This window comes from Tabrizicola caldifontis, assembly GCF_004762095.1.
Classification (GTDB): Bacteria; Pseudomonadota; Alphaproteobacteria; order Rhodobacterales; family Rhodobacteraceae; genus Tabrizicola; species Tabrizicola caldifontis.
In genome coordinates this window covers 62,892-75,772 of the sequence record NZ_SIJH01000015.1, presented here as the reverse complement: position 1 = coordinate 75,772, position 12,881 = coordinate 62,892, and the positions used below count along the sequence as shown (strand labels likewise).

The window sequence follows — 12,881 nt, the reverse complement described above, 5'->3', positions numbered from 1 at the left end:
CGGCACCCCCCGCCATATCGGAAGAGGAGACTGAAATGGCACATGTCGTCGTTCTTGGCGCCGGACTTGGCGGTGCCATCATGGCCTACGAACTGAAGGACCAGCTTCGGCCGGAAGACAGGATCACTGTCATCACCAAGGATCCGAAGTATCACTTCGTGCCGTCGAACCCCTGGATCGCCGTCGGCTGGCGCGACCGGGAGGACATCACCGTGGACCTCGCCCCCACGATGGCAAAGAAGGGGATCCACTTCATCCCGGTGGCGGCCGAAAAACTGTTGCCCGACGAAAACCGCATCGTGCTGGTGGATGGCGAATCCGTGTCCTACGACTACCTCGTGATCGCGACGGGGCCGGAGCTGGCCTTCGACGAGATCGAGGGGCTGGGGCCGCATGGGGGCTTCACCCAGTCGGTCTGCCACATCGACCATGCCGAGGCGGCGAAATCCGTCTACGAGAAGCTTCTCGCGAACCCCGGGCCGGTGATCATCGGGGCGGCGCAGGGGGCCAGCTGCTTCGGCCCGGCCTATGAATTCCTGTTCATCCTGGAAACGGCGCTGCGCCGGGCCAAGGTGCGCGACCGTGTGCCGATGACCTTCGTCACGCCCGAGCCCTATATCGGCCACCTTGGTCTGGATGGGGTGGGCGACACCAAGGGGCTTCTGGAATCAGCCATGCGCGAGAAGCACATCAAGTGGATGACCAACACCCGGATCAAGCGGGTCGAGGAAGGCCACATGTTCGTTGAGGAAATCAACGAGGACGGTACGGTGAAGGCAGAGAAGGACCTGCCTTTCGCCTTCTCGATGATGCTGCCCGCCTTCCGCGGCATCAAGGCCGTCTCGGGGATCGAGGGCCTGTCGAACCCGCGCGGGTTCACCATCGTGGACAAGCACCAGCAGAACCCGAAGTACCGCAATATCTTCGCGGTGGGCGTCTGCGTGGCGATCCCGCCGATGGGTCCGACGCCCGTGCCCTGCGGCGTGCCCAAGACCGGCTTCATGATCGAAAGCATGGTGACGGCGACCGCCCACAACATCGGCAACCTCGTGCGCGGCAAGGAGCCCGACAGCGTCGGCACCTGGAATGCCGTCTGCCTTGCCGATTTCGGCGACGGGGGCATCGCCTTCGTCGCCCAGCCCCAGATCCCGCCGCGCAACGTCAACTGGTCGTCGTCGGGCAAATGGGTTCATCTTGCAAAGGCAGGGTTCGAGAAATACTTCATCCGCAAGCTGCGGAAGGGAACCTCTGAACCCTTCTATGAAAGCCTGGCACTGAAGGTGCTGGGCATCGACAAACTCAAGGAAACCACGAAAGGATGAGGTCTGACATGACACTTGATGCTGCTGTTCTGCGTTTCGCCGGGGTGATGGTCCTGCTCAGCGTCGTGCTGACGGTCTACGTCTCGCCGTATTTCGTCTGGTTCACTGTCTTCATCGGCCTGAACCTGATCCAGTCTTCCTTCACCGGCTTCTGCCCGGCCGCCGCGGTGTTCCGCGCCATGGGCGTGAAGAAGGGCTGCGCTTTCGAATAGGTGGGGGTGATGGCAGAGATACTGGAAGGCTTCGGCGGCACGCCGGAACAGGCCAGCCGTGCGGTTGCGCTGCTGAAATCGCTGTCGCACGAAGGGCGATTGCAGATTCTCTGCCTGCTGATCGAGAATGAGATGAGCGTGACCCAGCTGGCCGAAGCCTTGGGAACGAACCCGGTAAACGTCTCGCAGCAGCTTATGCGGCTGCGGGCCGAAGGGATCGTCCAGACTCGGCGCGAGGGCAAGTCGGTCATCTACAGCCTCGCGCGCGAAGAGGTGGCAGCCATTGTCGCCGCACTGCGCGACACTTTCTGCATGCGGCACTGACAGCGAACCACATGTTGCTGAAACCGCCACTCCTCGTCGGGGCCAGCCCCGGCGAGGGACAGCAGGCGGTTCCGAAGGGGAGTTCAGCAGGCCTAGGCCGATCGCCTGCCGCCAGGGGTCATCCTGCCCGATCGGCCAGCGGAACCACAGCGGTGCCATCGGTGATCAGATCGCTGGGATGCAGTATCACGCGGTCCCCTGCGGCAAGGCCGGTCAGGACCTGGGCATAGGTGTCGTTGCGTTCACCCAGCGTGATCCGCACAAGACGGGCCCTGCCGTCCCGCACCACGTAGGCCGCCCAGTCCGGCCCGTCGCGGAAAAGTGCCCCGACCGGGATCGACAGCACATCATCGCCCCGCCAGATCGTGATCCGCGCCACGATGCGGAAGCCATGGCCCAGCGCCCTCCATTGGGCCGGATCCCCCTCAAGCGCCAGGATCACCTCGACCCGCTGCTCGTCGATGCCTAGTGCCGAGACACGCGTACGCGCCGTGGGCTCGATCCGTTCCACCCGGGCCGAGAGTGGCGGCCCGCCCCAGCCGGTGATCTCGGCCCTGGCCCCCTCGGTCACCCGCACCGCATCGCGCGACAGAAGCTCGACCCGCACCTCCAACCCTGCCGGATCGCCGATCTCCAGCAGGGGGGTGCCCGGCTGGACAACCTGCTCGCTTTCCGTCAGCACCCGCAGCACCTGGCCAGAGACCGGAGCCACGATTTCCACGCAGCAGGTATCATTTGCTCCGCCGCCGTCTGTCCGCAGCACCGCCAGCGCGCTTTCAAGTTCCTTTTCGCGCACCGCAAGGTTCGCCTTTGCACTCGCAACCGCAGCCTCTGCCGTCTTCTGCTCGCGGATTGCGCTATCGTAGGCCCGTTGCGAGATCGCGCCACGATTGAACAGCGCAATCGCCCGGTTCGCCTCGCTGGTGGTGAACTCCAGCGTCGCCTCTGCCTGGGCCAGTTGGGCACGGGCCAGATCGGTCGCGGCCTGTGCGGCGGCGGCCGTTGCCTCGGCCACGGCGCGCGAACGGCTGTCCAGCAGCACGGGCGCCGCCGGGCCGATCACCGCGACCACCGTTTCGTTCGCCACGACCGGATCACCCGGATGCAACCCGATCCGTTGCAACTTGCCGGCAATGGTGGCCGAAATGGTGAAGACATCGCGGATCCTTGCCTGCCCTTCCTCTTCGACGTGAACCTCGATGGTCCGCGGGGCGACCTCGGCAAGATCAACCTCGACCGGGCGGGGCAGGAAGGTCCAGACCAGAAGCCCGGCAAAGGCCAACACGACAATGGCATAGATCAGACGGCGCATGTCATTCCCTGTTCATTCCCTGGTCTTCAGGACCTCGACCATGTCGAGATTGTTGATGCGGTTCCGGACCGCGAGGGCCGAAACGACCGCGGCGAGGCAGACCACCAGGCTTGCGGTGCCCAAGACCTCGCGCCCGATGACGAAGGGCACACGGTAGAGGTCAGATGAAAAGGCCGCCACCATTCCCAGCCCGATCAGATAGCCGATGGCCCAGCCCAGCGGCTGTGCCAGAAGCACGATCACCAGCAGTTCCCCGAACAGGATGCCCGACACCTCGCCCCTGGTGAAGCCCAGAACACGCAGGCTTGCCAGTTCCCGCCCCTGTTCGGACAGCGCGATGCGGGCGAAATTGTAGATGACGCCGACCGCGATGATCGAGGCAAGGGCCACGTAAACGGTGACCATGACGATGATGTTCTCGGCGATCGTGTCGCGGAAGCGTTGCACCGTGCGGCCCAGGACGATCACGAACGAAGTTTCGGGCGTGGCCTTGGCCGCGGTGAAGAACTCGGTGTCCTGCAGGGGATCGATGCGCAGGTTCACGCCAGAAATCAGCGCGCCTTCCCCCATCACCCAGTTCAGTGCACTGATCTCCATCGCCGCGCCAAGCCCCACATAGCCCAGCGACAGCCCGCTGACCGGGAGTGTCACCGTGCGGCGGCGGCCTTCCAGAAATTCGACCGTCACCAGGTCGCCGGGACGCACGTCCAGCGCCTCGGCCAGGGCCTCGGACAGGATCAACCCGGCCTCGGGCATGGTCATCGGGCGTTCCTGCGGCGACAGCACCCGCGACAGGTCGGTAACCGCAGGCCGCCCGGTGATCGCCAGCTTGCGCGACTGGTTACGGTGACTGATCCTTGCGGCCACGCTGCGGAAGGGCTCGGCCACCATCACACCGGGCATCTGGCGCGCGGCAAACAGCGCACGTTCCGGTTCGGCGCCGGCAAAGGCCACCATCACGTCCTGCCGTTCCGCCCGGAAGAAGGTCAGGTCGATCATCCGGTCGATCGACCCGAAGGACCACAGCGACGCCACCAGAATGGCCACCGCCATTGCCACGCCCAGGATGCCGGATGCGGTGCGCAAAGGCCAGCGGATCAGGTGTCGCACCGTCATCACCGAAGTCTGGCGCAAGGCCACCATCCGCAGCGCGCGCCCCATCCGCGACCGGTAGTCTGGCGGGGCGGGCGGCGTCATCGCCACCGCAGGCGGCAGGGCCAGAACCGAGCGGACCGCGAACAGCGCCCCCGCCACCGCCGCCCCCGCGGTGATCAGCGCGGCAAGCCCGTAGATCTGCGGATCGCGGGCAAAGACGAGGAAGGGAAAGGAGAAGAACCGCGCATACATCTGCGCCAGTTCGCTTCCCAGCCACGCCCCGGCCGCAAAGCCGATACCTATGCCGACGACCGCGATGGCCAGAACGAATTCGACGTAATGCTGCGCGATCGCCCTGCCGGAATAGCCGATCGCCTTCAGAAGCCCGATCTGCTCCCGCTCCAGCGTAACCAGGCGCGACAGCGTCATGTTCACCAGCATCGCCGCGACCAGCAGGAAGATCGGCGGCAGCACCTTGACCATGGCGCTCATCTGTTTCAGTTCGGCGTCCAGAAAGGCATGCGAGATCTGATCCTTCCGCGCCGTTGCCCCCGCCCCGCCATATGGCGCGGTCAGCCGGTCGAGCGTCTCGATCACCCGGTCCTGATCGACGCCGGGGGCCAGCTTCAGAACCAGGTTGGAGAAGGCGCCCTTCAGGTCATAGGCGGCCTCGAGGCTGGGACGCGGCAGCCAGGCGATGCCAAAGCGGCTGGGGTCAGGCATCATTTCGCCCGGGCCCAGCGCATAGATGAACTCGGGCGACAGGGCGATGCCGGTCACGCGAAGCTCGCGCCGCTGTCCGTTCATCACTACCGCGAAAGTCGCCCCCGGGGTCAGCCGGTGCGCGACGGCAAAGCCCTCTGACACCACGGCTTCGTGCGGGGATTGCGGGTCGGGCAGCCGGCCCTGCCGCAGATGCAGCCGGTTCAGCGCCCCCTCGTCCCCCTCGGGCAGCGACACCAGCATGATTGCCCCCGGTTCCACCATGCCCGGCATGTCAAGGAGGCCCAGCTTGACGATCCGCGCCTCGGCGGCCAGCACGCCGTCGATCTCTTCGACCTCGGCCATGAGCGCCCTGGGTGCCCGTGTCACGTCGGCAAAGACATCGGCAAACCGGTAATCCTCGTAATACCGCGCGCGGGTTTCATAAAGCGAGGCATAGGCCCCGTTGCCCAGGATGAGCGTCGCCACCCCGGCCGCCAACACCAGCGCAATGGCCAAGGCCTGTGGCCATAGCCGCACCAGGTCGCGCAGAACCTTGCGCCGAAGGGGGGCGATCACCATGACACCTCTGCCGGGCGCTTCTTGGCGGCATTGACTGTCTCCTCGACGATGCGCCCGTCGGCAAATCGCACCACACGGTCGCCGATTTCGCGGATGGCAACGTTGTGGGTAATGACCAGCGTCGTGGCGCCAACAGTGCGGTTCACCTCGCTCAGGGCCTCGAGCACCTTTATGCCGGTCGCACTGTCCAGGGCACCCGTGGGTTCGTCGCACAGAAGAACCTCGGGATTCTTGGCGATGGCGCGGGCGATGGCCACCCGCTGCTGCTCGCCCCCCGATAGTTGCGCGGGGAAATTGTCGCGCCGGTCTGCCAACCCTACCAGCGCCAGCGCGTCGTCGGGCGACATGGGGCGACGGGCAATCTCGGTCACCAGGGCTACGTTTTCCCGCGCGGTCAGGCTGGGAACAAGATTGTAGAACTGGAAGACGAAGCCGACATGATCGCGCCGGTATTGGGTGAGTTCACGCTCGTTCATCACGGTCAACTGGTGTTCCTGGAACCAGGCCTCGCCACCCGAGGCCATGTCCAGCCCGCCCACGATGTTCAGGAAGGTCGACTTGCCAGACCCCGACGGTCCGAGGATGATGACGAACTCGCCCTTCCGCGCCGCGAAGTCCACCCCGCGCAGGGCATGCACCTCCTGCGCGCCGCTGCGGTAGACCTTGGTCAGGCCGCGCGTGCGAAAGACGGTCTCGTCTGGGCTGGTCATCGTGTCGCCACTCCTTTGTTTGATACTCTAGCAGGATTGCGCGACCTTTTGGTGATCTGGATCAAGGGCCCCGCTGCATTGCCACAAAAAGGCAGCCCGACCGTGGCCTGCCGTCGCCAGGCGCGGCCTTTTTCCTGCGCCAAGCGGTGATACCCCATGTGACGGCCTTTTCGCCCTTCCGCACCCGGGAACGACGGACGTCCTTTCCGCGTAGCCTTCGGGTTGATCCAGCCCATCCTTCAAGATTCCATCCAAGCGCCCCATTTTCGCCGTCATCCACAACCAACGATCCAACAGTGGATTGGTGCGTTCGTGTGGACGATGCCGGCAAGTTTGCAGGGCCCTCGATCTTTCGCCCGGCAGCCGGAAACGCTGACAGGGGCATCGAACGGGAATTCTTGCTGGAAGGAAGGGCGAGATGGCTCAGCAAACGGCTATCGAGGCTCCGGCCGAAGAACTTGAAGATCTGGTCGATGAACTGCAGCCCGGGACCAAGCTGCTGAAGGGCCAGTATACGATCACCCGCTTCCTAAACAGCGGCGGGTTCGGGATCACCTACCTTGCCAAGGACAGCCTGGATCGCGACGTGGTGATCAAGGAATGCTTCCCATCGTCCTTCTGCCGCCGTTCGCAGACCATGGTGACCGCACGCTCGCGCGCCCATTCGGCCGAGCTGCGGTCGGTCGTGCAGCTCTTTGTGCGCGAGGCGCGCAACCTGGCCAAGATCGTGCATCCGAACATCGTCGCCGTGCACCAGGTGTTCGAGGACAACGGCACCGCCTACATGGCCATCGACTATGTCGACGGGCTGGACCTTCAGCAGATCATCGACGGCCAGGGCACCATGCCCGGCCCGGATGGGATCGTTCGGATCACGGAAAAGCTGCTGGAAGCGGTTGGTTTCATCCACGCCAACGACATGCTGCACCGCGACATCTCGCCCGACAACGTCCTGATCGACCGCGCGGGTGAGCCGATCCTGATCGACTTCGGCGCTGCGCGGGAACAGGCCAGCCAGAAAAGCCGCGCCATGTCGGCACTGCGGGTGGTCAAGGACGGCTACTCGCCGCAGGAATTCTACATCGCCGGTTCTGAACAGGGCCCCTGGAGCGATCTTTATGCCCTGGGCGCCACCCTTTATCACCTGATCTCCGGCCAGGCTCCGGTCAACGGGCAGGCGCGCCTGGCCGCCCTGGCAGAGGACCGCCCCGATCCCTATCTGCCGCTCGAGGGTCGCTTTCCGGGCTATCCGCCGGGCTTCCTGCGCGCCATCGACACTGCGCTGAACACCCTTCCGAAGCAGCGCCTGCAATCGGCGCAGGAATGGCTGTCCTTCTTCAAGTCGGGCCCGGCGGCGGCACGAACGCTGCGTCCGGTTGATCCCGTCGCGGCTGCCGTGCATCAGATGGTTCAGTCCTCCCTCAGGGATCCCGCAAAGGCCGCGGATGCGCCGGCCACGGCATCGCCTGCTGCGGACAAGCCGACCCCAACAGCACCAGAGGCGACGCCCCCGCTGACAGCCGCACAGACGCAACCGCAGGCAGAGGCCACCTCCGAGAAGGGCGGCGGCGTCGGACTGGTCCAGGTAGCTGCGGGGATTGTTGTCGTCCTGGCCCTGGTGGGCGGCGGGATGGTGCTGCTGCGCGGCACCGAGGCACCGCCCGCGTCCGAACCGACCCTTGCCTCGGCTACCCCAACCGCTCCTGCGCCCGCTGCCTCTGCCCCGCCCGAGACGGCACCCGCAGCTGCACCAGCACCGGCGACCGAGGGCAAGCCGATTCCCGAAGTTGCACCGGTGTCAGATGAAACCGCCGCGGCGGCAGCACCAGAGACACCCAAGGCCGAAGACCCTGTCGCCACGGCCCAAACCTTGGTGCCTGCCGCGCCTGTTGCCGTAACGGGAACGGACCTTGCAGTCGAGGCACAGCAGGCAGCACCTGAACCGACAGCCGCAGCGCCGGAAACGGCAGGCGCTGCACCGGAAAGGGCAGACGCTGCGCCGGAACCGGCCGTCCCGACAACCGAGCTTCTGGAAAACCAGATCAGCTTTGCGGCCTGGGATGTGGAAATGCCCTTCATCGAAGGCAACCGACTTGTCGCCAATCGCCGGGTCGCCGTCATCGAACGGCTTCTGCCGACTGCCGACCTCGCCGAGGCCGGTACATGGCTGGCTCCGGGCCTGGTGATCCATTCCGTCAACGGCACGGATGTCCAGCAAAGCGGCAGCATTGCGGCGGCCATCCTGAATGCGCTGAACGTCGACCCCGACGGGCGGGCACGCGTGGTGGTGGAATATTCGCTGGCGTCCGGGCAGGATCGGCAGACCGGGTTGCTTACAGTCAAGGCCAAGCGGATCGTCAGCCTTGCCAACGGGTTGACCGTCTCGATCGCTAGCACCGATGGCGAATGGCGCACCGTGGTGGACAGCGTGCCACAGGCATCGCCGGCCGCCCTGCAACCTGGCGACGTTCTGTTCCGCGACAAGACGACTGGCACCGCCCTGGACGGACCACAGTCACTGGAAACGATCATGAATGATCTGGTCGGGCTCGGCGCGCGCGAGACGGAGTTCTCGATCATTCGCAACAACCGCGTGACAGTCGCCGCGATGCAGCTTGTCGCGCGGTAAGGAGGCACCAGATGGCACAGGCAGCGACAAGACCGCGCGGCGAGCGCCGGCACGAACGATCGCCGGCTCCTGACGACCCCTCGCGGGAACAGGGCACACCCTATGCGCCGGGTCACGAGCTGGACATCCTGATCGACCTGCTCGACCAGGCCGTCGCCAGGCGGGAGACATGGAGCGCCGGCACTCCGGACTCCTGAGCGCAGGTACCGGAAGTGGTTTCCAATCCCGCCGCGGCGACGCGGCCGGGTCGATGCAATGCCCGCTGGGCTGCCTATGGCGCCCGGGCAGAGGAGCGGATGGATGACGATGACGGCTAGGACATTGTGGATCGGCTGCGCAGCGGCGCTGCTGTCCGGTGGAGCGGTTCAGGCGCAAGAGGCCTGCACGACCTACACGATCGCCCCCGGCGACAACCTGCGCCGCATCGCCCGCAAGGCCTATGGCGACCCCGACCTCTTCCGCGTGATCTATGAAGCCAATATTGCCGTCATCGGTGCCAAGGCAGACCTGATCGCCGTGGGTTCACGGCTGGTCATTCCCTGCGATCCGAACGCCCCGGTGGAGATGGGTGCGGCTGGCCCAGGCGGGTCTGCCGTAGTCGGCGATGCCATGAACCCCGCCGCAGACCAGACGGAAGTCGTGACCGCGCTTCCGGCCGAAAGATCTGTCGAGAACACCGAAGCCGAGCCGCCCGTGACCTCAGCCGCGGCACCTGCGGCCGATGCCGGCGCGCCCGTGCCGCAAACGGCCCCGCCCGTGCGCATCGTTACCGGGAACGGCTATGCCCCCTTCGCCGACAAGACCCTGCCTGGCGGCGGCATGTTCACCCAGCTTGTGGAAATGGCGATTTTTCGCGCCGATCCCGCCATCACCTACAACCTGACCTTCATCAGCGACTGGCAGGCGCATATCGACGCGCTGCTGCCGTCGCAAGCCTATGATCTCAGCTTCCCCTGGCTCAAGCCCGACTGCGAAGGGACGACGATCCTTTCTCCGGGTGATCAGGCGCGGTGCGACAATTTCGTCTTCTCAGCGCCCTATTACGAAATTGTCGATGGCTTCTTTGCGCGCAGCGACAGCGATCTGGTGGATGCAACCAGCTATGCGGCCTTCGAGGGAAAGCGCATCTGCCGCCCCGAAGGCTTCACCACCGGGGTTCTGGATGCTGTCGGCCTGTCGGTCCCCGTGGTCGAACTGATGCGCCCGATCGAGGCGGTGGACTGTTTCGAAGCCCTCGAGGCGGGCAAGGTCGATCTGGTTTCGATCGACGTCGAAGTGGGCGATTCCACCATTGCGAGGTTGGGTCTTTCGAAACGGTTCGCCCAGAACCCGCATCTCTTCACGCTGCAAAGCCTGCATGTCATCGCGCACAAGTCCAACCCAGCCGCAGTTGCCATGATCGGCGTGATGGACGAAGGGCTGATCGAGATGTACGAGTCGGGCGAGTGGTACGACATTGTATCGACCGCGCTCAGCCAGAACGCGCAGCTTCAGCAATAGGCCGGGCGTGATCGGCACAGATGCTGCCCTTTCCGCCCGCACGGCAGGCCCAGCGCGCAAGATCGCGGGATTTGTTTCCTGAACGATCAGAAGTTGGCCGCGCCCATGCGTTGGATGCGCGGGTCAAATGCAACCCCAAGACAGCTATGCGGCGCCCTTTTCACACCGCAACTCACCCCGAAGGCGAATTGCTCGTTTGAATCCACCGAATTGCCTTAATCGTGCCACTTCAGGAAGGCTTGCTAGCACCATTCATGGATTGTTTCGGAAACGTCACCGCGAACACCAAGGCACCAGTCGTCAGAAGGACGTGACAAAGATGAAGACTGCATCTCACAATTACCGGTCGACTGCGCTGGCTGCGGTCCTGATCCTGGCCCCTGCGATTGCCTCGGCCCAGCAGGCCTGCACGACTTATACGGTCAAGGATGGGGATACCCTCGGCTCGATCGCCCAGGCCGCTTACGGTTCCTATGACTACCAGATGATCTTCAACGCCAACCGCGACGCACTTGCGCAGAATCCGAACAGTCTGCCGGCCGGGCTGCAACTGATCCTGCCCTGCGAGGACGGGCGTCTGACGCCGGATTCGGAACTGAGCGCGGTCATCGAACGCGAAAGCGCGCGGCAGGAAGCAAACCGGAAGAAAAGCAATGTCTATGAACCGCCGCTGAAGTTCGTCACTTCGAACGACTGGGCGCCATTCACCGACGAATCCCTGACCGGCGGCGGCATCTTCGTACGGATGGCAACCACCGCCATGCAGCGCGGCGGGAACGACCGCGACTATACCGTGGCCTATGTAGACCACTGGATGTCGCACATCGAGACACTCTTGCCATCGGGTGCCTTCGACGTGTCGATCGCCTGGGAAGCGCCAGACTGTTCGAAGCTTGACATGCTTGGCGAATTCTCGGTTCGCATGTGCACCGAATTCGACTTCTCGCTGCCGATCTACGAGACCGCCTATGCGTTCAATACGCTGGCCGACAGCAAGTATGCCAACGCCCGCAGCTTCAGCGACTATGCCGGCGCAAGGATCTGCCGTCCCGACGCATGGCCGATCAGCGATCTCGAGGTGCAGGGCCTGGTCGAACCGCTGGTGTCCTACGTTCACCCCAAGTCGCCCCTCGACTGTGCGCGGATGCTGCTGGACGGCGAGGTCGACCTCTACTCGATCGAGGCAGAAACCTCGGCTTCGAACTTCAAGGAACTGAATGCCGGCGACCGCGTGTCCACCAACCCGGCGCTGGCAACCTTCATCAGCTATCACTTCATCACTGCGAAAAGCAATCCGCGCGGCCGCGTCTATATTGCCATGCTGAACCGCGGCATCACCGAAATGCGCGAATCCGGCGAATGGTACGATATCCTGGCCACCGGCCTGGCTGAATACAACAAGCTCAGCCAGTAGCGCCTTTTGCGGCCCGACTTCCGGCCCTCGCGCTGCAAGGCGTGGGGGCCTTTGCCTTTAGGCCAGGGCAGACAGAGATGACCGTACCCCCGGCCCCTGCGACAGGGTTGCCAGCACCTGCGTTGCAGCCTGCCCAGCCGACCATGGCGCCACCAGGTGCCGGCGCCCTGGCTGACCGCTGCGAATAATCTTGGAACATTCATTCCATATGTTATGCTCGCAGTTCAGTCAGCCCGAGCCAGCCATGACCGACAGCCCGCCTGCCACCATCCCCGCACTGCTGGACCGGATGGCGCGGATGTCCGGCAACTTGCCGCGCCGCCTGCAACAATGTGCGGATCATATTGCCGCTCATCCCGACAGCATTGCGCTATCGACCGTCGCGCAGGTTGCGGCGGCGGCAGGTGTGCCGCCATCTGCCGTGATGCGGTTCTGCCAACTGCTCGGCTTCTCGGGTTATGCGGAAATGCAGCGCCTCTTTCGCGCTGCCCTGATTGGCCCGGCACCGGATTATGCCACCCGTCTGTCCAGATTGAAGGCCGGGGGCGCCGACCGCCCCTCCGCCCTTGTGGCCGAATTTGTCGAGGCGGGACGACAGTCAATGGAACGTCTGGCGCAGGATCTAGACGAAACAAAGCTGGATCAATGCGTTACTCTGCTTTCCGGGGCTGACGCGATCCACCTGGCCGGCTTCCGCCGGTCCTTTCCCGTTGCCGCCTATCTTGCCTATGTCTTTGACAAGCTTGGGGTTCCGACGGTTCTGCATGACAGGGTGGCGGGGCTTGGGCAGCTTTCGGCGCTGCGGCCGGGCGATGCGCTTCTGGCCATCACCTTCGCCCCCTATTCCGAAGAAACCCTGACCATTGCACGCGAGGCCCGCGCGCGGGGGCTGCCAGTGGTCATCCTGACCGATCCGCCCGCGACCAGGCTTGCCCCGACGGCCGATGCCATCCTGACCGTGACCGAGGTCGATTTCGGTGCCTTCCGCTCGCTCTCGGCGGCCATCGCCCTGGCCCTTGCGCTTGCCCTGGCCGTGGCCGCCCGGCGCGAAGTTTAGGGCTTCCCCGCTTCATCAGAAT

Annotated in this window: 10 protein-coding genes; 7 read left to right on the top strand and 3 right to left on the bottom strand. The window is 64.6% G+C overall.

Annotation, left to right across the window (positions count from 1 at the left end):
- The first annotated feature begins 35 nt into the window (after nt 1-35).
- From EYB42_RS13750 to EYB42_RS13740, 3 genes are read left to right on the top strand one after another with little or no spacing between them, the layout of a single operon-like run.
- Nucleotides 36-1,322: an NAD(P)/FAD-dependent oxidoreductase gene (locus EYB42_RS13750; RefSeq protein ID WP_135450703.1), complete on the top strand. Its 1,287-nt coding sequence runs from the start codon at nt 36-38 to the stop codon at nt 1,320-1,322.
- 8 nt (nt 1,323-1,330) lie between these two features.
- Nucleotides 1,331-1,534, top strand: coding sequence for a YgaP family membrane protein (locus tag EYB42_RS13745; RefSeq protein ID WP_135450702.1), 204 nt, complete (start codon nt 1,331-1,333; stop codon nt 1,532-1,534).
- 9 nt (nt 1,535-1,543) lie between these two features.
- Nucleotides 1,544-1,858 (top strand): ArsR/SmtB family transcription factor, encoded by a 315-nt coding sequence (locus EYB42_RS13740; protein WP_135450701.1) that lies wholly within the window; start codon nt 1,544-1,546, stop codon nt 1,856-1,858.
- A 118-nt stretch (nt 1,859-1,976) separates the two neighbouring features.
- On the opposite strand, the gene EYB42_RS13735 is transcribed toward EYB42_RS13740, so the two are convergent.
- Genes EYB42_RS13735 through EYB42_RS13725 form a run of 3 tightly spaced genes read right to left on the bottom strand, consistent with a single transcriptional unit; the run spans nt 1,977 to nt 6,259 of the window.
- Nucleotides 1,977-3,170, bottom strand: a complete 1,194-nt coding sequence (locus EYB42_RS13735) for an efflux RND transporter periplasmic adaptor subunit (protein WP_135450700.1) — start codon at nt 3,168-3,170, stop codon at nt 1,977-1,979.
- Between the two features lie 12 nt (nt 3,171-3,182).
- Nucleotides 3,183-5,549: an ABC transporter permease gene (locus EYB42_RS13730; protein ID WP_205909993.1), complete on the bottom strand. Its 2,367-nt coding sequence runs from the start codon at nt 5,547-5,549 to the stop codon at nt 3,183-3,185.
- Complete coding sequence (locus EYB42_RS13725; protein WP_135450699.1) at nt 5,543-6,259, bottom strand: ABC transporter ATP-binding protein; 717 nt, start codon at nt 6,257-6,259, stop codon at nt 5,543-5,545. The genes EYB42_RS13730 and EYB42_RS13725 overlap by 7 nt, the downstream gene beginning before the upstream one ends.
- Before the next feature lie 418 nt (nt 6,260-6,677).
- Between EYB42_RS13725 and EYB42_RS13720 the strand changes: the two genes are divergently transcribed.
- From EYB42_RS13720 to EYB42_RS13700, 4 genes are all read left to right on the top strand, one after another.
- Nucleotides 6,678-8,888 carry a serine/threonine-protein kinase gene (locus tag EYB42_RS13720; RefSeq protein ID WP_135450698.1) on the top strand — a complete coding sequence of 737 codons (2,211 nt, stop codon included), beginning with the start codon at nt 6,678-6,680 and terminating at the stop codon, nt 8,886-8,888.
- 300 nt (nt 8,889-9,188) lie between these two features.
- The gene (locus EYB42_RS13710) at nt 9,189-10,388 is read left to right on the top strand and encodes a transporter substrate-binding domain-containing protein (RefSeq protein ID WP_167851026.1); all 1,200 of its coding nucleotides are present in this window, start codon (nt 9,189-9,191) and stop codon (nt 10,386-10,388) included.
- Between the two features lie 319 nt (nt 10,389-10,707).
- Entirely contained in the window at nt 10,708-11,802 is a 1,095-nt protein-coding gene (locus EYB42_RS13705; protein WP_135450695.1) for a LysM peptidoglycan-binding domain-containing protein, read from the top strand.
- A 244-nt stretch (nt 11,803-12,046) separates the two neighbouring features.
- Complete coding sequence (locus EYB42_RS13700; RefSeq protein WP_135450694.1) at nt 12,047-12,859, top strand: MurR/RpiR family transcriptional regulator; 813 nt, start codon at nt 12,047-12,049, stop codon at nt 12,857-12,859.
- The last annotated feature ends 22 nt before the right edge of the window (nt 12,860-12,881 follow it).

Bases quoted from the DNA above. Each gene is read 5' to 3' on its own strand.
- EYB42_RS13735 (WP_135450700.1), bottom strand. From the start codon at position 3,170: ATGCGCCGTCTGATCTATGCCATTGTCGTGTTGGCCTTTGCCGGGCTT.
- EYB42_RS13740 (WP_135450701.1), top strand. From the start codon at position 1,544: ATGGCAGAGATACTGGAAGGCTTCGGCGGCACGCCGGAACAGGCCAGC.
- EYB42_RS13725 (WP_135450699.1), bottom strand. From the start codon at position 6,259: ATGACCAGCCCAGACGAGACCGTCTTTCGCACGCGCGGCCTGACCAAG.
- EYB42_RS13730 (WP_205909993.1), bottom strand. From the start codon at position 5,549: ATGGTGATCGCCCCCCTTCGGCGCAAGGTTCTGCGCGACCTGGTGCGG.
- EYB42_RS13750 (WP_135450703.1), top strand. From the start codon at position 36: ATGGCACATGTCGTCGTTCTTGGCGCCGGACTTGGCGGTGCCATCATG.
- EYB42_RS13745 (WP_135450702.1), top strand. From the start codon at position 1,331: ATGACACTTGATGCTGCTGTTCTGCGTTTCGCCGGGGTGATGGTCCTG.
- EYB42_RS13705 (WP_135450695.1), top strand. From the start codon at position 10,708: ATGAAGACTGCATCTCACAATTACCGGTCGACTGCGCTGGCTGCGGTC.
- EYB42_RS13710 (WP_167851026.1), top strand. From the start codon at position 9,189: ATGACGATGACGGCTAGGACATTGTGGATCGGCTGCGCAGCGGCGCTG.
- EYB42_RS13720 (WP_135450698.1), top strand. From the start codon at position 6,678: ATGGCTCAGCAAACGGCTATCGAGGCTCCGGCCGAAGAACTTGAAGAT.
- EYB42_RS13700 (WP_135450694.1), top strand. From the start codon at position 12,047: ATGACCGACAGCCCGCCTGCCACCATCCCCGCACTGCTGGACCGGATG.